The organism is Mesorhizobium sp. M1338, assembly GCF_040318045.1.
Lineage (GTDB): Bacteria > Pseudomonadota > Alphaproteobacteria > Rhizobiales > Rhizobiaceae > Mesorhizobium.
This window is the reverse complement of the sequence record NZ_JAMYLL010000006.1, coordinates 186,659-211,958: the sequence shown is the minus strand read 5'-3', so window position 1 is coordinate 211,958 and position 25,300 is coordinate 186,659. Positions and strand designations below refer to the sequence as shown.

The following is a 25,300-nucleotide window of genomic DNA, read 5'->3' as shown; positions in this document are numbered from 1 at the left end:
CGGGCTCACAGCTGATGCCGGAGTGGTTCAGCAAAAGCATCATCGACGATAAGACGACGATGCTGACCGAACCGTTCGTGCATGAGTACCTGCGTGCCAACATCTGGTATCTGCGCGGCCGCGACGCCGACCTTCTGGTCGATACCGGCATGGGCATCCGTCCGCTGGCGCCTGAGATCGAGACGCCCGACGGCAAGCCGCTGCTGGTCGTCGCCACCCACATCCATCTCGACCATGTCGGCTCGCTGCACGAATTTCCGTGGCGAGCAGGGCCAAGGACAAGCGCGGAACAGTTCGAGAGCATGGATGAGGCGGCGACCTACGCCTACATGTTCCGTGATCTCGAAGGCGCCGTTTCGAAAGTGCCGGCGCCGGGCTGGAAGGCCGCCGACTACAAGATCCCGCCCGCGCCGCTGACGCGAACCCTGGACGAGGGCGACATCGTCGATCTCGGCGACCGGCAATTCCGTGTGCTGCATCTGCCTGGCCATTCGCCGGATTCGATCGCGCTGTTCGACGAGGCCGACGGTCTGTTCTTCAGCGGCGACGCCATCTACGACGACACGCTGATCGACGATCTGCCCGATTCGGACCGAACGGCCTATATCAGTACGATGCAGCGCCTGCTCGACCTGCCGATCCGCATCGGCCATGGCGGCCACGGTCCGAGCGTCGACAGCAAGCGCATGCACGACATCGCCACCGCGTATCTAGGGCGAACCGGCGGGATCTGATGCCCCGGCGGGACAGGGAACACCGGACTGGCGCGGCGCCTGACGACATCGTGACCAGCCGTCATACGGAAATTAAATCTTCGTAAGGTTGCCCGAAAACCCTAAATCGGGCCAATCCACGTCCTAGATGCAGAGCTGTCGATCCGGTCGGCTGCCATGCCAGGCGAGACGGGCATTCGCGACGTTCGACACGCCGAATGGCCGGTTTCCCCACAAGGAGACCTCCACGGCGACCGATCAACTCTCGCCCGGACAAACGACCATGTCAGACATAATTCGCAGACATCGCGTCGCGGCCTTGCTGGGCGCTGCGCTGATCATATCTCCTTTCGTCATGTCTTTCGCTCAAAGCGAAGGTAACACTGTTCCGACGACCCAGACACCTGTCGCCGGCCTCACCGCTCCCAACGGCTCGTTCGCCCCCATCGTGGCGGCCGACAAGCCGGCAGCGGTAACGATCACCACCGTCATGAAGGCAGAGCCTGGAACGACGAGCGATGCCTCTCCCTTCGACGGCGGCTCGCCTTTCGACGACTATTTTCGTCAGTTCTTCGGTGACCAGGGCATGCCGATGCCCAAGACACCGCCACAGCAGCAACCGCAGCGTGCCGAAGCGCTGGGTTCCGGCTTCATCGTGGGCGCGGATGGTATCATCGTCACCAACAATCACGTCATCGATGGTGCCTCCTTGATCAAGGTTGCGCTCGATGACGGCACCGAACTCCCCGCCAAGCTGGTCGGCCGCGATGCCAAGAACGATCTCGCCGTCCTCAAGGTCAAGTCGGTCAAACCCCTGCCGACTGTCAAATGGGGTGATTCCGACAAGCTCATGCCAGGCGACCAGGTATTGGCCTTCGGCAACCCGTTCGGCATCGGCACCACCGTCACCGCAGGCATCGTTTCGGCCCGCGGCCGGGATTTGCACAGTGGCCCGTTCGACGACTTCATCCAGATCGACGCCCCGATCAATCATGGAAATTCCGGCGGTCCGCTGGTGGATGTGAACGGCAATGTCGTCGGTATCAACGCGGCGATCTATTCGCCCAATGGCGGCAGCGTCGGCGTTGGCTTCGCCATCCCGTCCGACCAGGCCCAGAAGGTTGTCGCCAAGCTGATGAAGGACGGCTCGATCCAGTATGGCTACCTCGGCGTCGAGATCCAGCCGGTGACGGCGGATGTGGCGAGCGCAATCGGCCTCGATCATCCCGCCGGCGCGCTGGTTTCGCGGGTCAATGACGGCTCGCCGGCCGCCAGGGCCGGAGTCGAGGCCGGCGACGTCATCACCAGCTTTGCCGGGCAGGATGTCAAGGATCCCAAGGACCTGTCGCGGGCGGTCGCCGATGTCACGCCTGGCGCCAGGGAGACCCTGAACATCTGGCGCAAGGGCAAGGCCGTGGATATTTCCGTCGATATCGGGCGCAACACCGACGACGTGAAGACCGCGTCGCTGGACGACGGGTCCGGCGCGCCTGGCGTCGGGCAAGGTTCCCCGGCGATCGAGCTTGGCCTGATGGACATCACCCCTGACATTCGCGAGCAGATGAATCTCGCCCACAATCAGCGCGGTGCGGTCGTTGCCAGCGTCAATCCCGACAAGGCTGCCGCGGCTTCCGGAATCCAGGCCGGCGACATCATCGTCGCCGTCAATCAGATGCCGGTGAAGAGCGCCAGGCAGGTCACCCAGGCGATCGCCCAGGCCGGCAAGTCCGGCAGGAAGTCGGTGCTGTTGCTGGTCGAGCGCGATGGAGGCCAGATCTATGTCGCGGTGCCGCTCGCCAATGGCTGACGCGAGGCGCTGAACTGAATGCAAAGGCGGTAGGCTCGTCGAGCCTGCCGCTTCCGCTCTCAAGATTTCGGTTGCCCGCGGCGGCATCATCGAGAAAACTGCGGCAGGCTGACGGATGCCTGGTGCAGAGGAATTGCCGCGATGGTCACCCGAGGTTTCTCTTCAGGACGGCGCCCGCCAGCCGATGGCGATGCGCGCATACCGCCCGGCCAATATCTCGAACAGGGTTTTCCGGTCTTGTCGGCCGGTCCGACGCCACGTGTGCGCACCGAGGATTGGTCTTTCACGCTGAAGCATGGGCCACGGCCGATCAAGAAATGGAACTGGGCCGAATTCAACGTGCTGCCGCTGACCAAGATGACACGCGACATCCATTGCGTGACCGCATGGACCAAGTTCGACACGCCGTGGCAGGGCGTGCTGGTCGACGATATCCTTGCAGACGCGGGTTTGGAGCCGCCGACCGGCTTCACGCTGGCGCACGCGTTCGATGGTTACACCACCAATGTGCCGGTAAAGGATCTCACCGCCGGCAAGGCCATGGTGGCGCTGCTCTATGAAGGCAAGCCAATCACGCCGGATCACGGCGGCCCGGCAAGACTGCTCGTTCCGCATCTCTATTTCTGGAAGTCGGCCAAATGGCTGAACGGCCTGCAGTTCACGACGCGCGACGAACCCGGTTTCTGGGAATTGCGCGGCTATCACATCCATGGCGATCCATGGCGCGAACAGCGCTATACGGGCGATCCATGAGCGATGCGGCAGCAGTGCAATCGCCCTGGCAGACGGCCGGGATCGTCCGTATCGAAAAGCGCACGCCGCGGGTCACCAGCTTCTTTTTCCGGCCATCGCGGCCGTTTGCCTATCGCGCCGGGCAGCATGTCGATATCAGGCTGACGGCGCCGGACGGCTACCAGGCGCGCCGCTCCTATTCCATCGCCTCCGCGCCCGAGATTGGCAGCGTGATCGAACTGGCGATCGAGAAGCTCGACGATGGCGAGGTTTCGCCCTTCTTCCACGAGGTCGCGGCGATTGGTGACGAAATCGAACTGCGCGGGCCGCTCGGCGGGCATTTCGTCTGGCCGGAAGATGAGAGCGGACCGCTTGTGCTTGTCGGCGGCGGTTCGGGCGTCGTACCCTTGATGTCGATGGTCCGCCATCGCGCCGCGCGCAATTCGACGATGCCCGTCATCCTGGTCTTTTCAGCCCGGATCTGGGACGAAGTGATCTTTCGCGACGAACTGATCGGCCTCGACGACCGCAGGGACGGCTTCGACCTTGTGCTGACGCTGACGCGCGAAGCCGCGCGGCGCCCGGCCGATTATGCGCGGCGGGTGGACGTCGCGATGATGGCGCAAGCAATGGCGCGGCTGCCCGAGCCGCCCGGTCTCGCCTTTGTCTGCGGCTCCAACGCTTTCGCGTCGGCCGCCGCCCAGGCGCTGATTGATGCCGGCGTTGCAGCGGGAAACATTCGCACCGAACGCTACGGAGTTTGAACGGACGTTGCGTTCCCAACGCGTGTCGTCTTGGCACTGACAGTTCGGCCGAGGACTCGATGCTTCAAGCATTGAAATCCGACCTGCAAGGTAATACCTTATCGAAACATGGTATTACCAGAGGACGAAGATGGCCACCACCGTTACGGCAAAGGGACAAGTGACCATCCCGAAACCGGTCCGCGATCTCCTGGGAATCGTCCCGGGCAGCAGGGTCGATTTCCGACGCGCCGCCGATGGCAGCGTGGTGCTGGCTCGCGTTGACAAAAAGCCGCCTGCGAGCCGCTTCGCCAAGTTGCGCGGCCATGCCGGCGAGGGGCTAACGACCGACGCGATCATGGCGCTGACGCGTGGCGAAGCGTGACGCTGGTCGACACCAACGTTCTGCTCGACCTCGTTACGGATGATCCGACCTGGGCGGACTGGTCGGTTGCACAGCTAGAGGCAGTAAGCCTTAATGGGCCATTGTTGATCAATGATGCGGTCTACGCCGAACTTGCTGTTCGGTACACTCGCATCGAGGATCTCGAGACGTTTCTGGACGCGGCCGGTCTCGAAATGGCTCCGATGCCGAGAGCCGCCCTTTTCCTGGCCGGGAAGGTATTTACACAGTACCGCCGATCAGGAGGATCCAGGACTGGCGTGTTGCCCGACGTCTTCATTGGCGCCCATGCCGCTGTCGCTCGGCTTCCGCTCCTGACCCGTGATGTCGGCCGCTACCGGACTTATTTCCCATCCTTGAGGCTGATCACTCAGGGCCCCTGATGGCACCAACCGCCGGTCACGCCTCGATTTCGAGCGCCGAAAGCGGTTTTGAGCAACAGGCGAGGATAAACCCGTCGTCGATCTCGTGGTCGAGGATGCCGCCATTGTGGCTCATCTCGACGTCGCCCGCGACCTTCTTCACCTTGCAGGTGCCGCACAGGCCGAACTCGCATGCGGCGGGAATCCGCACACCTGAAGCCCGCGCGGTCTGCAGCACGGTTTGGCCGGCGACGCATTCGGCGTCGATATCCGAAAGCGCGAACCGGATCGGTGTCACGGCTTCGACGACAACGGCGGCGCCGTCTTCCGCAGGCGACGTGAACGGCGCCAGGATTTCTTCCACCACAGGCGCCGCAAAGCTCTCCTGATGGTATTTCGTCATGTCGAAGCCCGTTGCCTCCAGCATGCCGCGCACGGCGCGCATGAAGGGATCGGGGCCGCAGCAGAAGATTTCGCGATCGCGGAAATCGGGCGCCAGCAATGGCAGCCGAATGGCGTCGATGCGGCCCATATGGCCGAACCAGCCCTCGCGGCTCGACCGCTCCTCGATCATGAAGCCGAGCGACAGGCCGGGCATACGGCTGCCGAGCAGTTCGAGTTCCTTGCGGAAGATGATCTCTTCCGGACGGCGCGCGCAGTTGACGAAGCCGACATCGGTCCATGGCGCGCAGTCGTTCAGCCAGCGCAGCATCGACATCATCGGCGTCACACCGGAACCGGCGGAGATGAACAGATACTTGGCCGCCGGGTGGCTGTGCAGCGAAAAGTCACCTGTCGGCCCATAGGCCTTGACGTGCGAGCCCGGCGCCAGATGGTCGAACATCCAGCGCGTGCCTGTGCTGCCCGCCTGCGCCTTCACTGTCACCGCGATAGAGAACGGCCGCGATGGCGAGGACGACAGCGTGTAGGTGCGCATCAGCGGCCCGTCGGCTGTCGGCAGTTCCAGCGTCACGAACTGGCCCGGCTTGTAGCGAAACCAGGTCTGGTTGTCGGAGCGGAAGGTGAAGGTCTTTACGTCAGGTGCTTCGTCGCTGACGCCGATCACTTCCAGCACCTGCAGCCTGTCGTTCCAGGGCGTCATCTGGTCGAGATGGCGATAGAGGCCAAGATCCGTCATCGCATTCATCCTCTTGTCCCTTTTGTTTTGTGCATGATCCCAAAGCCGCTGCGCATTTTGGGCGACATGCACTAGGCGACGCTGCGCAGGGCCGGCCGGCCGCCTTCGGCGAGGCGCGGGCCGATGAACGACGCATACCATTCGACGAACTGGATCACGCCGCCCTCATGCAACTCCGAATAGGGGCCGGGCTCGTAGGCGGGCGACAGGATGCCAAAGGCGTTTTCCTCGACGATGCGGCGATCCTGGTCGTTGGTTTCGGTCCAGACATGGGTGAGGTCTTCGATGGTGTAATCGACCCCCTCGACCGCGTCCTTGTGCACCAGCCACTTCGTCGTCACCGCCGTTTCCGTGGCGCTGATCGGCAGCACCCGGAACGTCACCGCGTGATCGATGAGGATGTGGTTCCAGGTCGTCGGATAGTGATAGTGCATCAAGGTTCCGATCCTGTCGGCGGAGACAGTGTCGGAGAGGTTCTTCTTCACCGCCAGCTTGCCGGTCATGGTGTAGCTGACGGCATCGCGCAACAGCGGCGCGCGGGTGGCGCGGTACTGCCCGGCCGGATCGATGCGGAACTTGCTCGGCAGGCCTGATGCCTCGCATTTGGCCCAATGCGCGACCATTTCGGGGTCGCTGTCGGCGCCGTTGACGCCGGTCACGGTAGGCGCTTCCGGGAAGGTCTTGCACAGCTCGGGATGATTGGCGACGCAGTGATAGCACTCGCGATTGTTTTCCCAGACCAGCTTCCAGTTGCCCTTCTCTATGATCGTGCTCTCGAAGGCGATCTTTGCTTCCCGCAACCGGTGCGGCAAAAGATAAGGTTCGATCATCGCCCGCATCGGCGCGAAATCGGCGGGCTCCTTGCCCAGGCAGATGAAGATGTAGCCGCCGACGCTCTCGCAGGCGACCGGCTTCAGGCTGAACTCACTTTTGTCGAAACCGTCGGCCATCTGGCGGGCAAACAGCAGGCGGCCGTCGAGCTCATAGGTCCACTGGTGATAGGGGCAGACCAGCTTTGCCGCCGTACCCCTCTCTGTGTTGCAGACGCGGCTGCCGCGATGGCGGCAGGAATTGTGGAAGGCGTTGATCTTGCCTTGCTGGTCGCGGACAAGAACGACCGGATAGTCGCCGATCTGCACTGTGATGTAGCTGCCCGGCTTAGGCAGCTCGCAATCGTGGCCGATGAACAGCCAATCACGATACCAGATCAGCTCCATGTCGAGCTTGAAAAAGTCTGGATCGGTGTAGAAGGGCTGCTCCAGCGAAAAGCCTTGCCGGCGGCTGTTCAAGAGCCTCAGCATGTCGTTGCGAATATCCATGTCCTGTCCTCGTTTCTTAAGGACTGAAATGGTGGTGACGGAGGAAGGATCGGACGCAGGCCGGCGATGCGCCGGACATGCACTATCCACCTCTTGACCGCCCACCGCGATCAGTCGAGTCTAGAAATCTCGGGCTGGTTTCCGGGCTCTGGAGTTGTCCTTACGGACCATCGCGACACCTTCCCAGGCAACTGCCCAGTGGTCTCCCGTTGCGACTTGAACTCCACCACCGTTGCGGGGGCAGCGCCGGATTCTGACCGGCTTCCCAATTCTCCGCCTCGTCGTCACGAAGCGGCACCTGAGATGGTATGATCTAACCACGATCGCGGGCGCGTCATCGGCATGAAAACGACATCGTATCCATGCGGCGCGACACGCATGCGAAACGTTCCGGTTGGCGATTGTTGAGCCGAAATCCTATCTCCGCGGCGGCCATTCCCAACTGCAATCTCCTCGAAGCCGGCCCCTTGCCGGCGACCAAAAAGGTTAACGGTTTCGAAAAGTGACTATTAGCTGGTTCTAAAATCGAACCGAACGGTTCGTTTCTGTTGACGGTGCGTGCAGGACGGTGTGAACGCCGGGCCTTGGAAACAGTTGGTGATCCAGCGGGCGATTTTGCTTAAGTGTTGAAAAACATAAATAAAAAGTAGCGTGTAGAATCCCGTGGCACAATTTCAAGTGGCGGATTCATGGTCCACACGGAACAACTTCGTGATTGGAAAAGGCGAGGATGCCCTCCCACATCGGGGCTGTCCGAACGACGCGATTTCCCTTCCAAGACACGCCGCTGGACGGACGGAAAAGAAGATACTGGAGTACAAAAAAATGAAAAAGATCATTCTCACTGCCGCCGCCGTTCTGGCCATTTCCGGCAGCGCCTTCGCTAATGGTAGCGACCACTACGGTTCGAACGGCGCCAATCAGCCTGCTGCCGCGGTCGACAAGTCGTACACGGCTTCCACCAAGACCTCGGAACCGGTTGCCCAGACGCCCGCTCAGGGCAGCGACCGTAACCTCTTCGGCCGCTAACAACCAATTCCCAGTTGACGGCGGGTCTGCCCGCCGTCCTGGCGAAATCCAGAAATCCAGGAGACTAAAATGAACAAGATCCTTCTTGCCGCCGCCGCCGTTCTGGCCGTCACCGGCAGTGCCTTCGCCGGCAGCGACAACTTTGGCTCCAAGGGCGCCGACCAGCCTGCCGCCGCGGTCGACAGCTCGTACACGGCTTCCGTCAAGAAGTCGGAGCCGGCCACGCAGGCGCCTGTCGACCATGGCAGCGACCGCAACCTGTTCGGCAACAACTAACCCGACCAAAACCAACATCCGACAGCGATGCGGCGGGTTAACCCGCCGTATCGAATTCGAGAATACGGAGTATCAAAATGAAAAAGATTGTTCTTACTGCCGCCGCTCTTCTGATTGCCGCCGGCAGCGCCTATGCCCGCAACGACAACGCTGGCGGCACCGACATCAACAAGCAGTCGACCGTCAACGTCGACACCTCGCATACGGGCTCGATCCGCAAGAGCGAATCGCCCGTCTACAAGCTGCTCAATTCGTCGGGCGATGCACCGAAGTCCGCCCCTCAGGGCAGTGACCGAAACCTCTTCGGCCGCTAACAGCCGAAGCTGATCTCCAAACGAGAGCGGCGGACCTTGCCCGCCGCTCTTGTTTTTGTAACAGGGCAGTATCGTCGTGCGACCTCTCAGGCCGCCTTCGCCTCCGCTTCGTGAAGAGCGAAGGACCGCCCATCCGTGTCGAAGATATGCAGATCTTCGCCATTGGCGCTCAGGCGCAATGTCGAGCCACGCTTGACTTCGACATTGCCAGGCAGCTTGGTCACCAGCGGCAGGTCGGCGCGGCCGATGTCGATGTAGACAAGCTGGACTTCGCCGAGCTGCTCGACATAGTCGACCGTCCCTTCGAACAGATAGTCCGCACCGCTGGCGATGATCAGGTCCTCCGGTCGCACGCCAAAGCTCACCGCGGCACCCTTTGCCGAAGCAGGCGTCGTGATCGGCACGGTCGCCTTGCGCCCGCCGACATGGCTGACGACAGTCGGATTTCCGGTCTTGTCGATGGTCGCCGGCAGGATGTTCATGGCCGGCGAGCCGATGAACTGGGCAACGAACAGATTGCCGGGCTTCTTGTAGAGGTCCATCGGCGTGCCGACCTGTTCGATATGGCCGTCCTTGAGCACCACGATGCGGTCGGCCAGCGTCATTGCCTCGACCTGGTCGTGGGTGACATAGATCATGGTCGTGGCGGGCATCGATTCCTTGAGCTTGGCGATCTCGATGCGTGTGGCGACGCGAAGTGCGGCGTCAAGGTTCGACAGCGGCTCGTCGAACAGGAACACCTTTGGATTGCGCACGATGGCGCGGCCAATGGCGACGCGCTGGCGCTGTCCGCCCGACATCGCCTTGGGCAAGCGGTCGAGATATTTCGTCAGCTGCAGGATTTCCGCCGCCTGGCGCACGCGCCGATCGATCTCGGCCTTGTTCTCCTTCCCGATCTTCATCGAGAACGCCATGTTGTCGTAGACGGTCATGTGCGGATACAGCGCGTAGGACTGGAACACCATGGCGATCCCCCGCTTCGACGGCGGCACGTCGTTCACGACCTCGCCAGCTATTCTGAGCTCGCCGGAGGTGATTTCCTCGAGCCCGGCGATCGACCTCAGCAATGTCGACTTGCCGCAGCCCGACGGACCGACGAAGACGATGAATTCGCCCGACTTGATATCGAGGTCGATGCCGTGGAGAATGTTCAGATTGCCGTAGGACTTCTTCACTTGTCTTAGCGTGACATCGGCCATTGGTTTCCCTCCAGTAATTTGAAATTCAAGTGATTTGAAATTCAGTCGGCGCGCCCGAACCAGGCGCCGTAGCCGCCAAGCTCGATGGAACCGGTGCTCGCCTGCCCCGAAAATCCGTGCCCGGGCAAAGGTTGCAGCGATCGGCCGCCGAGGTCAACCTCGGTTGGCCCGGCTCCCAGATTGAAGACGCAGACGATCTGCTCATTGCCTGAGCGGCGGGTGAAGGCGACGGTGTCGCCCTCGCTTTCGATGAAGGTGATGTCACCCTTGGCCAGTGCCGGATGGGCACGCCGGAAGGTCAGAAAGCGCCGGTAGTGCTCAAGCAGCGAGTTCTCGTCGCCCTGCTGGACATTGACCGCTTGCGACAGATGCTTGGCCGGCACCGGCAGCCAGGGCTTTGCCGATGAGAAGCCGCCATTGCTGGCGCTGCCGTCCCACACCATCGGCGTGCGGCAGCCGTCGCGGCCCTTGAATTCCGGCCAGAAGCGGATGCCATAGGGGTCCTGTAAATCCTCGAACCGAAGGTCGGCTTCGCCGAGCCCAAGCTCCTCACCCTGGTAGATGCAGACCGAACCGCGCAGCGACATCAGCAGCGCCGAGATGACCTTGAGATAGGCGGTCGGATCGGCTTCGCTGGCCGCCCAGCGCGAGGCCGGGCGCATCACGTCGTGATTGGAAAAGGCCCAGCATGACCAGCCGTCGCTGGCGACCTTGCCGAAGGATTCCAGCACCGAGCGGACCTTGGCCGCACTGATCTTTTCCGGCGCCAGGAAGTCGAAGGAATAGCACATGTGTACGCGCTTGCCGCCGGCGGTGTAGGCAGCCACCACGTCCAGTCCGCGCTGCGAATCGCCGACCTCCCCGACCGCGGCGGTTGCCGGATATTCATCGAGCAGGGCGCGGAAGCGCTCGAGGAAGCCGAGGTTCTCCGGGCGGCTCTTGTCGTAGAGATGATCCTGGTAGTTGTAGGGGTTGACCGCCGGTGCGGTCTGGTCGTTGCGCTCTTCCGGCGGCAGCGGCGGATTGTCTTCCAGGCCCTGGCTGTGGAAGTAGAAATTGATGGTGTCGAGCCGGAAGCCGTCGACGCCGCGCTCCAGCCAGAAACGGGTGACGTCGAGCAGCGCATCCTGGACTTGGCGGTTGTGGAAGTTGAGGTCGGGCTGCTCGGCCAGGAAATTATGCAGGTAATATTGCTGGCGGCTGGTGTCCCATTGCCAGGCCGAGCCGCCGAAGATCGACAGCCAGTTGTTGGGCGGCGTGCCGTCCGGCCTGGCGTCCGCCCAGACATACCAGTCGGCCTTCGGGTTGGTGCGGCTCGACCGGCTTTCCCTGAACCACGGGTGGTTGTCGGCGGTGTGCGACAGCACCTCGTCGATCATCACCTTCAAGCCCAGCCTGTGCGCCTCGGCGGTCAGCGCGTCGAAGTCGGCCAGCGTGCCGAACATCGGATCGACGTCGCGGTAGTCGGTGACGTCATAGCCGAAATCCTTCATAGGCGATTTGAAGAACGGCGAAATCCAGATGGCGTCCGCACCGAGTGCGGCGATGTAGGGGAGGCGGCCGATGATCCCCTTGAGGTCGCCTATGCCGTCGCCGTTCGAGTCCTGGTAGCTGCGCGGATAGATCTGATAGATCACAGCACCCCGCCACCAGTCGCGATCGAGGGCGAGGTCAGGTTTCGAGCTGGCCTTCAAAGCGGATTGCATCGTCTCAGCCTCCTTTCACCGAGCCGGCAAGCAGCCCGCGGACAAAATAGCGCTGCAGCGAGAAGAAGACGATCAGCGGCACGATTATGGTCACGAAGGCCGATGTCGTCAGAATCTCCCAGTCGCCGCCGCGTGAGCCCAACAGCGCGTTGAGCTTGGCGGTCAGCACGATCTGGTCTGCCTCTGTACCGAGGAAAACCATCGCCACCAGCAGATCGTTCCATACCCATAGGAACTGGAAGATGGCAAACGAGGCCAGCACGGGGAACGACAGCGGCAAGACGATCTTGACGAAGATCTCGAAATCGCTGGCGCCGTCGATACGCGCCGATTCCATGATCTCGCGCGGCAGGCCGGCAATGTAGCTGCGCAGCAGGTAGATGGCGAAGGGCAAGCCGAAGCCGGTATGCGCCAGCCAGATGCCGAGATAGGTTTTCGACGGCATGCCGAAGAAAGCGCCGACGCCGTTGTAGAGCTTCAAAAGCGGGATCAGCGACATTTGCAGCGGCACCACCAGCAGGCCGATGATCACCGCGATCAGCAGCGCCCGGCCGGGAAACCGCATCCAGGCCAGCGCATAGGCGGCAAACGCCGCGATCAGGATCGGGATGACTGTCGCCGGGATGGTGACGGTCAGCGAGTTCATGAACGACCGTCCGATGCCCTCGGAAAACAGCACGGTTCTGTAGTTGTCGGTGGTGAATTTCGGCGGCGCCGACGAGGCATAGTAGACGCGCTGGCCGCGATCGCCTTCGAACGCCTTGGGCGAGGCCATGACGAAGCTGCCGTCGGCGTTGAGCCGCAGGGTCACGCCGTCGCCGAGATCGGCCGAAGTGTCGGCGGGATATTGCGTCGGTGCCGCCGATTTGACACCGAAGGCGCTGATGTTGCGCTTGGCGCCGTCGCCGAAGATGTTGCCCTCGAGAACGAACTTGCCGTCCTTTTCGACTTGCGTCGAGGCGGCCGGCAGTCGGCCGGCCTCGGTCTGGGTGGAACTGGCGAACGAGTTCCACCAGCCAGAGGCGATGATCTGGTTCTTGTCGCGCAGCGACGAGACCAGGATGCCGAGCGTCGGTATGGTCCAGATCGCGACGAAGACAAGCACGGCGATGTGGACGCCAAAGCGGCTGGCGAAGGACTTTCCGGTCGCAACGGCCATCTCAATGTCCTCCCGTCTCTTTGTTCGCCTGGCGGATGTTCCAGATCATGATCGGAATGACAGCGATCATGATGATGATGGCGATGGTGGCGCCACGGCCGAAATCGCCGCCGCCACGGAACATCCAGTCGAACATCAGATTGGCCAGCACCTGGCTGTTCCACTGGCCGTTGGTCATGGTCAGAACGATGTCGAACACCTTGAGCACCAGGATGGTGATGGTGGTCCAGACGACGGCGATGGTGCCCCATATCTGCGGCACCATGATCTTCCAGAAGATCTGGAATGGATTGGCGCCGTCGATGACGGCGGCTTCCAGCGTTTCTTCGGGAATGCCGCGCAGTGCGGAAGACAGTATCACCATGGCAAATCCGGTCTGGATCCAGATCAGGATCACCATCAGGAAGAAACTGTTCCAGAACGGCAGCGATATCCAGACCTGCGGCTGGCCCCCGAAATGCTGGATGACGGCGTTGAGGATGCCGATCTGGGTCTGGCCCTCGCCACGATACTCGTAGATGAATTTCCAGATCACGCTGGCGCCGACGAAGGAGATCGCCAGCGGCAGGAAGATCAGACTCTTGGCGATCGTGCCCCACCAGATCTTGTCGGTGAGCACGGCGATGATCAGCCCGAGGAAGGTGCAGGCGGCGGGCACCACCGCCAGCCAGATGATGTTGTTGAGGATCGAGTTGCGGAACTCGCGGTCGCCGAAGGCCCATTCATAGTTGGCCAAGCCGACAAAATTGATGCCGCCGCGATCGAGGAACGACAGCCGCAGCGTCTCGACCACCGGGTAGATCAGGTAGATGGTGAGGATGATCATCGCCGGACCGACGAACAGCCATGGTCGGACCAGCCCTTGCCGGCGCAGATTGTCGATGGCCGCGGCGCCGGCGACGCCGCGCGACGGGAATATCAGGTCGACCAGTTTGTTGGCGCCCCAGAAATAGGCGACGCAACCGCCGACTCCGACGATGATTACGAATATGGCCGAGAAAATCTGAGCCGCCATGGGTCCCTCCCCCTGCGTATCATCAGCCAAGGCCGAACGGTCCGGGCGGTGAGATGCGCCGATTCAGTTGTTCAGAGCGCGATCGCCAGGCAAGACAGGCTTTCCCTTTGCTGATCGCGCTTCATGCCGGATGTTTGTGTGCTCATGATAATCGCCGCGGCACGGGCCGCCGGTCGGATCCGGGCCTCCAGGGCCCGGATCCAGTCGGGATCGGATAGCCGAACAATCGGCTGCTTACTGTCGGACGCCTACTTGATCGCGTCCCAGCTTTTCTGAATGTCGGTGGCGACATCCTGCGCGGACTTGCCGCCGACCAGGTCGATCATGCCGGTCCAGAAGGCGCCGGCGCCGATCTTGCCCGGCATCAGGTCGGAACCGTCGAAGCGGAAGGTCGAGGCGTTGGCGAGGATTTCGCCCTGCTTCCTCAGCGCGTCGCTGGCATAGGCCTCCTTGTTGACCGACTTGAGCGGCGTCACGAAACCACCCTCGGCCATCCAGATCTCATGGGCGAGCGGCATCTTCAGAAAGTCGATGAACGCGCGGGCGGCCTTGGAGTCCTTGGTGATCATCGCCAGCGTGCCGGCGCCGAGCACGGGCGTGCCCAGTTCAGGCTTGGAGGCATAGGGAGGGAAGTAGAAGAAGTCCGCGTCCTGGCCGACCTTGGTGCCTTCCGGGAAGAAGGTCGGGATGAACGACGCCTGATGGTGCAGGTAGCATTTCGGCGGCACAGAGAAGAGGCCCTTCGGGCTGTCGCGGAAATCGGTCGCCGCAACCGCCTTTGCGCCGCCGTCGACCATCTTGTCGTCGGTCGCGATCTTGCCGAAGATGTCGATGGCGCTGACCACCGCCGGGTCGTTGAACGGGATCTCGTTCTTCACCCATTTGTCGTAGACTTCCGGAGACTGGGTACGCAGCATCAGGTCTTCGACCCAGTCGGTCGCCGGCCAGCCGGTGGCGCCGCCGGAGCCGAGGCCGATGCACCACGGCTTGCCGCCATCGGCGATGATCTTCTTTTCGAGATCGGCGAGTTCTTCCTGCGTCTTCGGCACCTTGTAGCCGGCTTCCTCGAAATTGTCCGGCGAGTACCAGACCAGCGATTTCACGTCGGCCTTGTAGGGGAAGGCGAAGAAGCCCGGCTTGCCGTCCTTGTCCTTGAAGGTGCCGAGATCGACCCATGACTGGCCGGCGCCGTAATTGTCCTTGACCCATTTGGCGGTGTCGTCGCCGAGCGGCGTCAACAGGCCCTTCGATGCCAGATCCTGGATCAGCCCCGGCTGCGGCAGCACGGCGATGTTCGGCGGGCTGCCGGCCTGCGTGTCGATGACGATCTGCTGTTCGTAATTTTCCGAGGAGGAGTATTTGATCTCGACGCCGGTGGCTTCCGAGAAATAGTCGAGAACGCCGCGCACCAGGCCTTCGTCCTCACCGCGCCACGGTCCGAAGATCGACAGCGTCTCCCCCTTGAGGTCGACTTTCTTGAGCTCTTCGTAGTTGGCCCAGTTGAAGCGCTTGTCCTCACCTGGCTTGAACTTCAGTTCGGCATGAGCCGGCGCGCTCAGGGCGAGCGTGGCAAACGCGGCACCCAGCAAAAGCATTTTCTTCATCGGTATTCCTCCCAGTGGATCAAACACACCGGACGGAACCTCCATTCCGCCCGCCGACGCCGCAGGACTGTGACTCACTCGGAAAGGAACCGCAACCTTTCGGAGAGTCTTCCAAAGCGCTTTGGCCTTTTTGATCTCGCCATTGAATCGGCCGGAAGTCAAGAGGCAGGTGGGCTAGTCGATTTAATCCGGCGCGTCTGCGGCCTAAAAAGTGCGCTGCAACATGCTTTTATGGCAATGCAGCAGCATTTTTTGTTTCAAACACGTCTGAAGCACGCTTATGGTTCGTTGTCGAACGGCTCAACCCCGAGGGCACTTGGGTCGATTCAAGTTAAAAGCGCTTTGAGGGAGATGGAGAGTTTTCGTGAACCTCAAGCAGCTTGCCCATATGCTGGCGCTGTCGCAGACTACGGTGAGCCGCGCGCTGAACGGCTATCCCGAGGTCAACGAGGAAACGCGCAGGCGTGTCATGGATGCCGCCAAGCGCCATGGTTACCGTCCCAATCCGAGCGCGCGCCGCCTGGCGACCGGCAAGACCGGTATGATCGGCTATGTCCTGCCGACCGGTGCGTCCGTCGACATCGATCCGCATTTCGTCGAATTCTTGTCTGGCCTAGGCGACTACGCCCGCTCGCACGAACTCGACCTGGTGCTGTCGCCGGCCGACGCCGACGACCAGGAGACGACCTACCGGCGCATCGTCGCCAACCGGCAGGTCGACGCCGTCTACATTTCCTCGCCAAGGCCCGCCGACCGGCGCGTGGCGCTGGTCAACACGCTCGGCATTCCCTTCATCGTCCATGGCCGTAGCGAAGGCTTCGATTTCGACTATGCCTTCACCGACATCGACAATGAGGGCGCCTTCCACGAGGCGGCCAGGCTGCTGATCCAGCTCGGCCACCGGCGGCTGGCGCTGATCAACGGCGACGACCGCGAGACCTTTGCCATCCATCGCGAGCGCGGCGTGCGCCGGGCGCTCGCCACGAGCGGGCTGACTTTGGGCGAACGACACGTCTGCTCGGTGGTCATGACCGAAGAGAATGGCTATCGCGCCACCAGGCGTTTGCTGGAAGAGGGCGACGCACCGACGGCGATCGCCTGCTCCAGCCTGATCATGGCGCTGGGCGTCGTGCGCGCGGTTCGCGACCTCGGCCTGAGCATTCCGGGCGACGTGTCGCTGATTGCCCATGACGATGTCTTCCCCTGGCTGAGGCCGGAGAATTTTTCGGTGCCGCTGTCGACGACGCGCTCATCCATCCGTCTCGCCGGCGCCCGCGTCGCCGAGCGGCTGGCGGCCCGGATTTCGGGGCTGGAAGAGGGCGCTCGCGGCGAAGTCTGGCCCGTCGACCTGGTGGTCAGGGGATCGGTCGCCGGCGCGCCGGCATAGCGGCAAGACCTCAACTGCTCTAAGTGACGAAGAAGGCGGACGTCCGTCTTGTCACGGAAGCGGAGGTTGACCGAGGCGAGATGCCGCCAACAATCGTCGTCGTCAGTATATTTTTGGGCAACTTTCTCCACGGGCGAAGCCGTTGACCTCTTCATAAATATATGGCCACCTTCGTAACGAAGCGTTCGCTTACGGGTTATACGATGGCGCTGGGCGATATTGCCGGCCCAACGAAGGTGAGGAATGCCAAGCGTCAATCCCGATGTGCTGAAGTGGGCCCGTGAAACGGCAGGGCTTGACCTTGAAGGCGCCGCAAAAAGGCTGGGCCTCAAGGACACGCGTTCCGTCGTTGGTGCGGATCGTCTTGCAGCGTTGGAAAATGGTGACGGCGAACCGTCCAGGCCATTGCTCCTGAAGATGGCAAAAAACTACCGGCGTCCATTGCTTGCGTTCTATCTGCCAGCGCCTCCGAAGCGTGCGGAACGTGGCGAAGATTTCCGTACCTTGCCGGTAGACTACGCTCGGCGCGACGAGGCCTTGGTTGATGCTTTGTTGCGCGAAGTCAGGGCAAGGCAAGAGATGGTCCGCTCGCTTCTCGAAGTTGAAGATGAGGCAAAGAAGCTCCTTTTCGTTGGTGGCTTCGATATCAATGGTGGCACCAAGGCACTCGCAAAAGAAATTGAGGGCACTCTCAGTTTCAACCTCGCTCAATTCAGGCGCGGTAGCCGAAATGATGCCTTCGCCTATCTGAGGGATCTTGCCGAACAAGTCGGTGTCTTCGTGCTGCTGATTGGGAATCTTGGGAGTCACCATAGCACTCTTGACGTCGAGCTTTTCCGCGGGGTTGCCTTGGCGGATTCTGTCGCTCCTTTCGTAGTCATTAATGATCAGGACAGTGAAGCAGCATGGTCTTTTACCCTGCTCCACGAACTGGCGCATATTTGGATCGGTCGCACGGGAATCAGCGGGGCAAATCCTTCCTCCGCGATAGAGGTGTTTTGCAACGACGTTGCTGGTCAAATCCTCATGCCTGAAGGTGAATCTGCACGTGAAGACGCTCTACGAGGCGCACCAACCGACCAAGTCATCGCGAGAATAAGGCAACTCGCTGACGCCTGGCGCGTGAGCCATTCCGCAGTTAATTATAAGTTGTTTAGACAGGGGGTTATCTCGCGTGAAGTGTGGGCCGAGATCAGCGGTATCTTTCGTCGCTTTTGGCTTCAAAGCCGAGCGGCGGCGAGAGAGCGAAATAAGGAGAACGAAAACGGCCCCGACTACTACGTTGTCCGTAGGCATAGGCTGGGCAATCGGCTGGTAAGCCTTTCCGGGCGAATGCTTGCCGAAGGCGCTCTCTCGCCATCTATGGCAGGCAGGATCTTGGGAGTTAAGCCGACCAACGTCTACGCTTTGACGGGGGCGTCGGCTGCCGGCGCCTCTGGTCGCGCAGCCTGAGGGGGCGACGATTTATCTCCTCGATGCGAACGTCTTAATCACCGCCAAGAATTCGTATTACGCATTCGATCGCGTGCCCGAGTTCTGGGAGTGGTTACTGCATTGGGCCGAACGCGGTGCGGTCAAGATTCCCCTCGAAATCCTCGAGGAAATCGTTGGGGGACCGATGACCTGGCTCAATGGCTTGGCGACAAAGACAATAGGAATGCGCTTTGCCTCGAGGAAGAAGCCGATGTGGGGCGAGTTCAGGATGTCTTAGCGAATGGTTATGGAAATGACCTTACCGACGCCGAAATCATCAAGATAGGACGTGATCCTTTCCTGATATCGTATGCCATGTTTGCGCCGGATGTCCGGAAGGTTATTACGACCGAAGTATCAAAGCCGGCAACCCAACGTGCAAACCGCAGGATTCCGGATGTCTGCAACCAAATGCACGTCAGATGGGGCGACAGCTTCTTGCTCGTTCGAGACCTCAATTTCTCGACCAAGTGGCGTGATCGCATTTAGAACGTCGCTCGCTCCCCTTGTAAGGACGTGTCGCCGAACGTCGTCCACTACCGGCCCGTCCCGGTAATTGAATTGGCAGTAAGTCAACTGATTAAGTTTGACCCATCCATCTCGACGAAAGCCTACTCCTTCGCCGCCTCGGCCGCCTTGATGTCCAGCAGCCCGTAGCCGAAATCATTGTCGCGCCCCTTGGGGCCGAGATCCCTGGCCGTAGCCCCGAGCGCCTTTTCGATGTCGTCGGCCGAGCGATCGGGCGCGGCGTGGATGAGATTGGCGATGGCGCCGCTGACGATCGCCGCCGCGAACGAGGTGCCGGTGACCACATCCGAGCCGGCGCCGCTCGGCGCCACCATCTCGACGCCGGGCGCCGAGATGAAGACATAGGCGCCGCGATTGGCCTGCGGCATCAGCCCGTCCTTGGCATCGGTGGCGGTCACGGCGATGACGTCGTCGAAGGCGGCCGGATAACCATAGGGTGCTTTCGGCCCGTTGTTACCGGCGGCGGCGACCAGCACCATGCCGAGCGCCCGGGCATTGCGGCAGGCGACGCCGAGCAGGTCGTTCTTCGGCCCAACGAAGCTCATGTTGATGATGCGCACGTCCTGCTCCGCCGCCCAGTCGAGCGCCGACAGGATGACATCCATGGTCGACTTGCCGCCCTCGAAGGCCCGGGCGTGGTAGATCCTGGCGCCCGGTGCCATGCCCTCCAGCGCGCCGACGCCGGCGATCAGGCCGTCGATCGACGTGCCGTGATCGCGCTTTTCGATCGGCACCCCCGGCATGGCGTCGAACTGTTCGGCGATGACGCCAGCCAGCGCCGGGTTGGTGTCGTCGATGCCTGTGTCGATCACCGCGATGCGAACGTTTTCGCCGCTGGCCTGCTTGGAATCGAGCGCGATGCGGTCGAAGGCATAGTTGACGATGCCGGCGGCCTGCTGCAGCGAATAGACATGGTTGGGCTCGCGCCGCTGGGTGCGGCCGTCGGCCGCCAGCTGCGCAAGCACGACGCCGACGGGCCGGCCATCGGGAATGCCGAAGCGCACCAGCGTGGTGCCAAGCAGCCGCGACTGGCGCTGCGAGCGCACCTGGAGGCCGAAGGACGCGGCGATCTGCTGCACCGCGCCGGCGTCGCCGTCGACGGTCACCAGCACCTCGTCGGGCACGAAATCGCCGACCACCGCGCGCGGCGGCTGAACGGCGATGAGATCGGTCGGAGAGACGATCGGGCCGCCAGGCGGAGGGCCGGCTTGACTATCGGCCGGCGGTGTCGCCGGAGCCGGCCGTGGCGTCGGCACCGGTGCCGGAGGCGCGGCCGGGTTTGGAAACAGGTCGACGATCAAGGCGGGCAGAAAGACGGCCCCTGCCGCTGCAGGACCCGCACCGACTGCACTGTCACTGTCGTCCTTGGCGCAGTCGGCTCCCGCCGCATTGGCCCCGTCGCGGCAGTCGATTTTCGCGGGATCAGGCTTCGCGCTGGTCTGCGCCGACGCGGGCACGGCGGCGATTGTCATCGTCGCCGCAAGCATTGCCGCAAATCGAATGACCGCCTCAGCCGCCATCAACCGGCCTCCTTCCCTCGATCACAGTCTCCGTGAAAGGCTGGGCGGCAACAAGGCCGATTTGCCTTGTGTAGTCGGCGGTGGTGGTCGCGGGAATGCCAAGCCGGAAGACGCCGTCGGTGGTCGGTCCGCCGATGATCTTCAGCCCGTTGCTGCCGAGAAAGCCAGAAATATCCGACATCTTCGCATCCGGCTTGAACTTGACCAGGGCGAACGGCATTTTCGCCAGATCGTCTTGCGCGCCGGCTATCTCGAAATCACTGCCCTTGCCGCTGGGCTCGACAAATGACTGCACCATGACCAGGGCCAGCAGAACCGCGGCCGCGGCCCAGGCGACGCCGACCGGCACCGCCATGAAGCGGCCCCAGGCCTGCGCCAGCCAGGACGAGCCCGCCGGCTGGCGGACAGGTCCGGCCTCGGCATCGAGCGCCCTGGCGAAGCGGCCGAGCGCATCGGCCGGCGGACGGATCGCTTCGTTGGCGGCCGTGGTGCCGGAGAATTCGGCTTCCGCCTCGCCAAGGGCGGCAAGTGCCGCCGGATCGCTGGCCAGCCATTCCTCGACGGCTTCCAGGTCCGAACCTTCCAGCGAGCCGTTCAGATAGAACGGCAGCAGCGTTTCCATTTCGTCGCGGCGCGACATCTTTTCAGCGGCGCTCATGGCCACCCCCTGTCGTAACCGGCGGCCTTGAGGGCCTCACCGAGTTTCTTGCGGGCGTAAAACATTCGAGTCTTGACGGTCGCGACCGGAATGTCGAGCACTTCGCCGATCTCGCTCACCGACTGGCCATGATAATAGGCAAGATCGATCACCACGCGATGCTCTTCCGGCAAGGCGTCGACGAACCGGCGCAAGGCGGCAGCCTTGTCTCCCTTCATGGTGACGACTTCCGGCGTGTCGGCGCTGTCGGCCACCGCGGCGGCGGCCTCGTCGTCGATCCAGTCTTCCTTCTTCTTGCGCAGCAAGGACAGCGCCTTGAAACGGGCGATGCCGAGCAGCCATGTGGAGACTTCGGAGCGCCCTTCGAAGCATGGCGCCTGGCGCCATAGCTCGAGGAACACTTCGTTGGCGATATCGTCGGCCATCATTTCCGATCCCGTCTGGCGTGCCACGAAGCGGTAGACCCGCACGTGGTGACGCATGAACAGGAGCCGCACGGCGGCACGGTCGCCCTTCGCGACCCGGTCGACAAGCACGCGATCGGTTTCCGTCGCTGCCGTCATGGCCGGTCGAGCCGCCTGGCTCCTGTCTGCTCTGTCGCTGATCGGTCCAAAAAGGTTCATCCTCCCGCCAAGGAATTTTTTGGAGGCTAACCGAAGAGCGGGGCGGTTGCCAGAGCATCCCTTCTCCCGGTCATTATACGGGGAGAATGTACCGGCAGGCGCATGAGGGGCGGCGCCAGCGTTCGCTATTCATATTCGATGTTAGCGCTGCCCTCACCCTTACCATCTCCCCGTAAAGGACGGGGGAAGGGGGCGCCGACGTCGCGGCAACGTCACCCCAAGAACGGCTTAGCCTTCATCGTCTCCGGCACCGGCACGCCGAGGCGCGTCAGCACCGTCGGCGCCAGTTGCAACTGGTCGAGCAGCGTGTCGGCCTGCGGGCCTTTGCCGGGCCCAAAATAATACAGCGCGAAATCCTGCATCTCGTCGTCATGGCCGCCATGATGGCCACGATCGGTCTGGCCATGGTCGGCGGTGACCATCACCTCATAGCCGGCTTCGATCCAGCGCGGCAGGAAGGCGGCCAGCATGCCGTCCATCGCATAGACCGCGTGGTCCATCTCGTGGCAGTCATGGCCGAAACGGTGACCCATCGAGTCCAGCGTGCAGGTGTGCAGGATGCCGTAGTCGATGCCGTGGCGTTTGGTCAGCATGGTCAGTGTCGCGAACAGGTCGACATCGCTCGGCGTCATCTGATTGCGGGCGTTGTAGCCGGTCATGGTGTGGAAGCGGCCATGCGTGATCGGTCCGCCCGGCTCGTCGAATTCCATATCCTCGACCAGGTCGAACGGATGGGCGCGGAAGAATTCCGACCAATAGGAATGTGTCACGGCGCCGGTCTTGCCGCCGGCCTTGCTGACTTCGGAGAAGATGTCGGGTTGCGCGATTCGAAACCGGTTCTCGTTGGATAGGATGCCATGCACCTGCGGCGAAACGCCGGTGTGGATGGAGGCGTAGCAGCAGGCCGAGGTCGACGGCAGCACGGAGCGCATCTTCCAGACCCGCGCCTCGCCCGATTGCACCCACCCTTCGAGATTGCCCATCAACCGGCGCCAGTTCCTGTAGGGAACGCCATCGAGGATGATCAGCAACAGTTTTGTCTCGAGCGCCATGGGCGACTCCGGAAGGCTTTGTCGTTGAAGGATGGCTTCGCGCCACGAATTCCCTAGTTCCCCGCGCTGGCCATGCGCCGTCCCTTGATCGCCTTTTCCAGCCAGCCGATCTCCATCTCGGGAACCGAGGAAAGCAGAAGATCGGTATAGGCGTCGAAGGGCGGCGCCAGAACCTTGCTCTTCGGGCCGTAGCGCACCACCTCGCCGCGATACATCACCGCGATCGAATCTGCGATCGACTTCACCGTGGCCAGGTCATGGGTGATGAACAAGTAGGCGACGTTCTCTTCCTTCTGCAGCTCGAGCAGCAGCTCGAGGATGCCGTGTGCCACCAGCGGATCGAGCGCCGAGGTTACCTCGTCGCAGATGATCAGCTTGGGCTTGGCGGCAAGCGAACGGGCGATGCAGACGCGCTGTTTCTGGCCGCCGGAAAGCTCGGCCGGATAGCGGTCGGAGAAGCCCTTGCCCATCTCGATCTTGTCGAGCAGTTCGGCGACGCGTTTGTCGCGCTCGCGGCCGCGTATGCCGAAATAGAATTCGAGCGGCCGGCCGATGATGGTGCCGACCGTCTGACGCGGGTTCATCGCCACGTCGGCCATCTGATAGATCATCTGCAACTGCCGCAGATCCTCCTTCGGCCGGTCGGCCAGCCGGTTTGCCAGCGGACGCCCATCGAAGGTGACAGTGCCTTCTTCTGGCGGCAGCAAACCGGTGATGGCGCGTGCCAGAGTCGACTTGCCGGAGCCGGACTCGCCGACAACGGCCAGCGTCTGGCCCGGATAGATGTCGACCGAGACGTTCTTCAGCACCTTGATGTGGCTGCGGCCATAGGCGGCGGTGACGTTCTTCACCGACAGGAACGGCGTCATGCCGGGCTTCTGCTCGTGGTGTTCGATCTCGTGCACCGACACCAGCGCGTTGGTGTACTCCTGGCGCGGCTCCTTGATGATCTGCCTTGTGCCGCCCCATTCGACCAGTCGGCCATGGCGCAGCACCATGATCTCGTCGGAGACCTGGGCGACGACGGCAAGGTCGTGCGTGATATAGAGTGCCGCCACATGGGTATCGCGAATGGCGTCCTTGATCGCCGCCAGCACGTCGATCTGCGTCGTCACGTCGAGCGCCGTGGTCGGCTCGTCGAAGACGATCAGGTCGGGCTCGGAGCACAGCGCCATCGCCGTCATCACGCGCTGCAGCTGGCCGCCCGAGACCTGGTGTGGAAAGCGTTCGCCGATGGTTTCGGGGTTCGGCAGGCTGAGCTTCCTGAACAGCGCGATGGCGCGCTTTTCGGCCTCGGCGCGTGTCGCCGTGCCGTGCAGCAGCGTGGCTTCCACCACTTGGTCCATCAGCCTATGCGCCGGGTTGAACGCGGCGGCCGCCGACTGCGCGACATAGCAGACCTCGCGGCCGCGCAGCTTGCGAAAACCGTCCTTGCCGCCCTTGAGGATGTCGCGGCCGTTCAGGATGACCTCGCCGCCGGTGATGCGCACACCACCGCGGCCATAGCCCATCGACGATAGGCCAATGGTCGACTTGCCTGCGCCGGATTCGCCGATCAGGCCAAGCACCTTGCCCTTCTCGAGCGTCAGCGAGACATCGTGCACCAGCACGATATTCTTCGGCGGTTCGCCGGGCGGGAAGACGGTCGCCTCGATGCGCAGATTGCGGATGTCGAGAAGCACGCCGGGCTTCGCTTTGCTGTCGGCCATCACCCGCGTCCTCCCTTCAGGCTTGTCGTCCGGTTGAGCACCCAGTCCGCGACCAGGTTGACGGAAATCGCCAGCAAGGCGATCGCCGCCGCCGGGATGAGTGCGGCCGCGATGCCGAAGACGATGCCGTCCTTGTTTTCCTTGACCATGCCGCCCCAGTCGGCGTCCGGCGGCTGCACGCCAAGGCCGAGGAACGACAGTGTCGACAGGAACAGCACGGCATAGATGAAGCGCAGGCCGAGTTCCGAAACCAGCGGCGACAGTGCGTTGGGCAGGATCTCGCGGAAGATGATCCAGGCGCTGCCCTCGCCGCGCAGTTTCGCCGCCTCGACATAGTCCATGACGTTGATGTCGACGGCGACCGCGCGCGACAGGCGATAGACGCGGGTCGAGTCGAGAATGCCCATCACCAGGATCAGCGTCACCAGATTGGTAGGCAGCACGGACAGCACGACAAGACCCATGATCAGCGTCGGGATCGACATCAAAAGATCGACAAGGCGCGACAGCAGCGTATCGAACCAGCCGCCGAAGACCGCCGCCGAGAAGCCGAGTATGGCGCCGAGCGAGAACGACAGCGCGGTGGCCAGCACCGCGATGAACAGGGTGATGCGCGCGCCGTAGATCATGCGCGACAGCAGGTCGCGGCCAAGATTGTCGGTGCCTAGCAAATGGGTAGCCGACATTGGCTCCCAGACATCGCCGACGATCTCGCCATTGCCGTGCGGTGCGATCCACGGTGCGAAGACCGCCGCCAGCACGAACAATGCCGTCAGCACGATGCCGATCAGCGCGGGGATGGGGATGCGTTTGATATCGAGCATATCCGCC

The 25,300-nt window shown here is 62.3% G+C and carries 24 protein-coding genes, 1 pseudogene and 1 riboswitch; of the genes and pseudogenes, 12 read left to right on the top strand and 13 right to left on the bottom strand.

What is annotated here, in order from left to right; translation table 11 throughout:
• Positions 1 to 14: 14 nt before the first annotated feature.
• From NKH19_RS09040 to NKH19_RS09015, 6 genes are all read left to right on the top strand, one after another.
• On the top strand, positions 15 to 734 hold the full coding sequence (locus NKH19_RS09040; protein ID WP_352869399.1) for an MBL fold metallo-hydrolase: 720 nt from the start codon (positions 15 to 17) through the stop codon (positions 732 to 734).
• Between the two features lie 262 nt (positions 735 to 996).
• Entirely contained in the window at positions 997 to 2,520 is a 1,524-nt protein-coding gene (locus tag NKH19_RS09035) for a DegQ family serine endoprotease (RefSeq protein ID WP_352869343.1), read from the top strand.
• 141 nt (positions 2,521 to 2,661) lie between these two features.
• Entirely contained in the window at positions 2,662 to 3,273 is a 612-nt protein-coding gene (locus NKH19_RS09030; RefSeq protein ID WP_352869341.1) for a molybdopterin-dependent oxidoreductase, read from the top strand.
• A complete protein-coding gene (locus tag NKH19_RS09025) occupies positions 3,270 to 4,016 on the top strand; it encodes an FAD-binding oxidoreductase (protein WP_352869339.1) in 747 nt (248 codons plus the stop codon). The genes NKH19_RS09030 and NKH19_RS09025 overlap by 4 nt, the downstream gene beginning before the upstream one ends.
• 130 nt (positions 4,017 to 4,146) lie before the next feature.
• Positions 4,147 to 4,380 (top strand): AbrB/MazE/SpoVT family DNA-binding domain-containing protein, encoded by a 234-nt coding sequence (locus NKH19_RS09020; RefSeq protein WP_352869337.1) that lies wholly within the window; start codon positions 4,147 to 4,149, stop codon positions 4,378 to 4,380.
• A complete protein-coding gene (locus tag NKH19_RS09015) occupies positions 4,377 to 4,781 on the top strand; it encodes a type II toxin-antitoxin system VapC family toxin (RefSeq protein ID WP_352869335.1) in 405 nt (134 codons plus the stop codon). The genes NKH19_RS09020 and NKH19_RS09015 overlap by 4 nt, the downstream gene beginning before the upstream one ends.
• Positions 4,782 to 4,797: 16 nt before the next feature.
• Here the strand turns inward: NKH19_RS09015 and NKH19_RS09010 are convergent, their stop codons facing one another.
• On the bottom strand, positions 4,798 to 5,898 hold the full coding sequence (locus tag NKH19_RS09010; RefSeq protein ID WP_352869332.1) for an FAD-binding oxidoreductase: 1,101 nt from the start codon (positions 5,896 to 5,898) through the stop codon (positions 4,798 to 4,800).
• Between the two features lie 71 nt (positions 5,899 to 5,969).
• Positions 5,970 to 7,217, bottom strand: coding sequence for an aromatic ring-hydroxylating oxygenase subunit alpha (locus NKH19_RS09005; protein WP_352869329.1), 1,248 nt, complete (start codon positions 7,215 to 7,217; stop codon positions 5,970 to 5,972).
• Between the two features lie 115 nt (positions 7,218 to 7,332).
• A riboswitch (cobalamin riboswitch) is annotated at positions 7,333 to 7,534 on the bottom strand.
• A gap of 508 nt (positions 7,535 to 8,042) precedes the next feature.
• Between NKH19_RS09005 and NKH19_RS09000 the strand changes: the two genes are divergently transcribed.
• The 3 genes from NKH19_RS09000 to NKH19_RS08990 all read left to right on the top strand — a co-directional run bounded on the left by NKH19_RS09000 (position 8,043) and on the right by NKH19_RS08990 (position 8,836).
• Entirely contained in the window at positions 8,043 to 8,246 is a 204-nt protein-coding gene (locus NKH19_RS09000; protein WP_352869327.1) for a DUF680 domain-containing protein, read from the top strand.
• A 69-nt stretch (positions 8,247 to 8,315) separates the two neighbouring features.
• Positions 8,316 to 8,522, top strand: coding sequence for a DUF680 domain-containing protein (locus NKH19_RS08995; protein ID WP_352869324.1), 207 nt, complete (start codon positions 8,316 to 8,318; stop codon positions 8,520 to 8,522).
• A 77-nt stretch (positions 8,523 to 8,599) separates the two neighbouring features.
• Positions 8,600 to 8,836 (top strand): DUF680 domain-containing protein, encoded by a 237-nt coding sequence (locus tag NKH19_RS08990; RefSeq protein ID WP_352869321.1) that lies wholly within the window; start codon positions 8,600 to 8,602, stop codon positions 8,834 to 8,836.
• Between the two features lie 86 nt (positions 8,837 to 8,922).
• Here NKH19_RS08990 and NKH19_RS08985 read toward each other — a convergent pair whose 3' ends face one another.
• The 5 genes from NKH19_RS08985 to NKH19_RS08965 form a co-directional block, all read right to left on the bottom strand.
• On the bottom strand, positions 8,923 to 10,035 hold the full coding sequence (locus tag NKH19_RS08985; RefSeq protein ID WP_352869318.1) for an ABC transporter ATP-binding protein: 1,113 nt from the start codon (positions 10,033 to 10,035) through the stop codon (positions 8,923 to 8,925).
• A 41-nt stretch (positions 10,036 to 10,076) separates the two neighbouring features.
• Positions 10,077 to 11,741, bottom strand: a complete 1,665-nt coding sequence (gene bglA, locus NKH19_RS08980) for a beta-galactosidase BglA (RefSeq protein WP_352869315.1) — start codon at positions 11,739 to 11,741, stop codon at positions 10,077 to 10,079.
• 4 nt (positions 11,742 to 11,745) lie between these two features.
• Complete coding sequence (locus tag NKH19_RS08975) at positions 11,746 to 12,900, bottom strand: carbohydrate ABC transporter permease (RefSeq protein WP_352869312.1); 1,155 nt, start codon at positions 12,898 to 12,900, stop codon at positions 11,746 to 11,748.
• A 1-nt stretch (position 12,901) separates the two neighbouring features.
• Positions 12,902 to 13,915: a carbohydrate ABC transporter permease gene (locus NKH19_RS08970; protein WP_352869309.1), complete on the bottom strand. Its 1,014-nt coding sequence runs from the start codon at positions 13,913 to 13,915 to the stop codon at positions 12,902 to 12,904.
• 248 nt (positions 13,916 to 14,163) lie between these two features.
• Complete coding sequence (locus tag NKH19_RS08965) at positions 14,164 to 15,519, bottom strand: ABC transporter substrate-binding protein (protein WP_352869306.1); 1,356 nt, start codon at positions 15,517 to 15,519, stop codon at positions 14,164 to 14,166.
• A 364-nt stretch (positions 15,520 to 15,883) separates the two neighbouring features.
• Here NKH19_RS08965 and NKH19_RS08960 point away from each other — a divergent pair, with 364 nt between their 5' ends.
• The 3 genes and pseudogenes from NKH19_RS08960 to NKH19_RS08950 all read left to right on the top strand — a co-directional run bounded on the left by NKH19_RS08960 (position 15,884) and on the right by NKH19_RS08950 (position 18,868).
• Positions 15,884 to 16,906, top strand: a complete 1,023-nt coding sequence (locus NKH19_RS08960; RefSeq protein WP_352869304.1) for a substrate-binding domain-containing protein — start codon at positions 15,884 to 15,886, stop codon at positions 16,904 to 16,906.
• A gap of 243 nt (positions 16,907 to 17,149) precedes the next feature.
• Positions 17,150 to 18,358 carry an ImmA/IrrE family metallo-endopeptidase gene (locus tag NKH19_RS08955; RefSeq protein WP_352869301.1) on the top strand — a complete coding sequence of 403 codons (1,209 nt, stop codon included), beginning with the start codon at positions 17,150 to 17,152 and terminating at the stop codon, positions 18,356 to 18,358.
• Positions 18,330 to 18,868: pseudogene (locus NKH19_RS08950) on the top strand (DUF4411 family protein). The gene NKH19_RS08955 and the pseudogene NKH19_RS08950 overlap by 29 nt, the downstream one beginning before the upstream one ends.
• Before the next feature lie 122 nt (positions 18,869 to 18,990).
• Here NKH19_RS08950 and NKH19_RS08945 read toward each other — a convergent pair.
• The 6 genes from NKH19_RS08945 to NKH19_RS08920 all read right to left on the bottom strand — a co-directional run bounded on the left by NKH19_RS08945 (position 18,991) and on the right by NKH19_RS08920 (position 25,293).
• Positions 18,991 to 20,427 carry a S8 family serine peptidase gene (locus NKH19_RS08945; RefSeq protein ID WP_352869300.1) on the bottom strand — a complete coding sequence of 479 codons (1,437 nt, stop codon included), beginning with the start codon at positions 20,425 to 20,427 and terminating at the stop codon, positions 18,991 to 18,993.
• Positions 20,417 to 21,085, bottom strand: a complete 669-nt coding sequence (locus NKH19_RS08940; protein ID WP_352869298.1) for an anti-sigma factor — start codon at positions 21,083 to 21,085, stop codon at positions 20,417 to 20,419. Before NKH19_RS08940 ends, NKH19_RS08945 begins: the two co-directional genes overlap by 11 nt.
• Positions 21,082 to 21,648 (bottom strand): sigma-70 family RNA polymerase sigma factor, encoded by a 567-nt coding sequence (locus tag NKH19_RS08935; RefSeq protein WP_352869295.1) that lies wholly within the window; start codon positions 21,646 to 21,648, stop codon positions 21,082 to 21,084. The genes NKH19_RS08940 and NKH19_RS08935 overlap by 4 nt, the downstream gene beginning before the upstream one ends.
• Positions 21,649 to 21,920: 272 nt before the next feature.
• On the bottom strand, positions 21,921 to 22,760 hold the full coding sequence (locus NKH19_RS08930; RefSeq protein ID WP_352869293.1) for an alkaline phosphatase family protein: 840 nt from the start codon (positions 22,758 to 22,760) through the stop codon (positions 21,921 to 21,923).
• Positions 22,761 to 22,813: 53 nt separating this feature from the next.
• On the bottom strand, positions 22,814 to 24,469 hold the full coding sequence (locus NKH19_RS08925; protein WP_352869290.1) for an ABC transporter ATP-binding protein: 1,656 nt from the start codon (positions 24,467 to 24,469) through the stop codon (positions 22,814 to 22,816).
• Entirely contained in the window at positions 24,469 to 25,293 is an 825-nt protein-coding gene (locus tag NKH19_RS08920; protein WP_127262628.1) for an ABC transporter permease, read from the bottom strand. Before NKH19_RS08920 ends, NKH19_RS08925 begins: the two co-directional genes overlap by 1 nt.
• Positions 25,294 to 25,300: the final 7 nt, after the last annotated feature.

Bases quoted from the DNA above. Each gene is read 5' to 3' on its own strand.
- NKH19_RS09035 (WP_352869343.1), top strand. From the start codon at position 997: ATGTCAGACATAATTCGCAGACATCGCGTCGCGGCCTTGCTGGGCGCT.
- NKH19_RS08975 (WP_352869312.1), bottom strand. From the start codon at position 12,900: ATGGCCGTTGCGACCGGAAAGTCCTTCGCCAGCCGCTTTGGCGTCCAC.
- NKH19_RS09030 (WP_352869341.1), top strand. From the start codon at position 2,662: ATGGTCACCCGAGGTTTCTCTTCAGGACGGCGCCCGCCAGCCGATGGC.
- NKH19_RS09010 (WP_352869332.1), bottom strand. From the start codon at position 5,898: ATGACGGATCTTGGCCTCTATCGCCATCTCGACCAGATGACGCCCTGG.
- NKH19_RS08955 (WP_352869301.1), top strand. From the start codon at position 17,150: ATGCCAAGCGTCAATCCCGATGTGCTGAAGTGGGCCCGTGAAACGGCA.
- NKH19_RS09005 (WP_352869329.1), bottom strand. From the start codon at position 7,217: ATGGATATTCGCAACGACATGCTGAGGCTCTTGAACAGCCGCCGGCAA.
- NKH19_RS08930 (WP_352869293.1), bottom strand. From the start codon at position 22,760: ATGGCGCTCGAGACAAAACTGTTGCTGATCATCCTCGATGGCGTTCCC.
- NKH19_RS08970 (WP_352869309.1), bottom strand. From the start codon at position 13,915: ATGGCGGCTCAGATTTTCTCGGCCATATTCGTAATCATCGTCGGAGTC.
- NKH19_RS08920 (WP_127262628.1), bottom strand. From the start codon at position 25,293: ATGCTCGATATCAAACGCATCCCCATCCCCGCGCTGATCGGCATCGTG.
- bglA (WP_352869315.1), bottom strand. From the start codon at position 11,741: ATGCAATCCGCTTTGAAGGCCAGCTCGAAACCTGACCTCGCCCTCGAT.
- NKH19_RS08985 (WP_352869318.1), bottom strand. From the start codon at position 10,035: ATGGCCGATGTCACGCTAAGACAAGTGAAGAAGTCCTACGGCAATCTG.
- NKH19_RS08935 (WP_352869295.1), bottom strand. From the start codon at position 21,648: ATGACGGCAGCGACGGAAACCGATCGCGTGCTTGTCGACCGGGTCGCG.
- NKH19_RS08995 (WP_352869324.1), top strand. From the start codon at position 8,316: ATGAACAAGATCCTTCTTGCCGCCGCCGCCGTTCTGGCCGTCACCGGC.
- NKH19_RS09020 (WP_352869337.1), top strand. From the start codon at position 4,147: ATGGCCACCACCGTTACGGCAAAGGGACAAGTGACCATCCCGAAACCG.
- NKH19_RS08990 (WP_352869321.1), top strand. From the start codon at position 8,600: ATGAAAAAGATTGTTCTTACTGCCGCCGCTCTTCTGATTGCCGCCGGC.
- NKH19_RS09040 (WP_352869399.1), top strand. From the start codon at position 15: ATGCCGGAGTGGTTCAGCAAAAGCATCATCGACGATAAGACGACGATG.
- NKH19_RS08945 (WP_352869300.1), bottom strand. From the start codon at position 20,427: ATGGCGGCTGAGGCGGTCATTCGATTTGCGGCAATGCTTGCGGCGACG.
- NKH19_RS09025 (WP_352869339.1), top strand. From the start codon at position 3,270: ATGAGCGATGCGGCAGCAGTGCAATCGCCCTGGCAGACGGCCGGGATC.
- NKH19_RS09000 (WP_352869327.1), top strand. From the start codon at position 8,043: ATGAAAAAGATCATTCTCACTGCCGCCGCCGTTCTGGCCATTTCCGGC.
- NKH19_RS08940 (WP_352869298.1), bottom strand. From the start codon at position 21,085: ATGAGCGCCGCTGAAAAGATGTCGCGCCGCGACGAAATGGAAACGCTG.
- NKH19_RS08925 (WP_352869290.1), bottom strand. From the start codon at position 24,469: ATGGCCGACAGCAAAGCGAAGCCCGGCGTGCTTCTCGACATCCGCAAT.
- NKH19_RS08965 (WP_352869306.1), bottom strand. From the start codon at position 15,519: ATGAAGAAAATGCTTTTGCTGGGTGCCGCGTTTGCCACGCTCGCCCTG.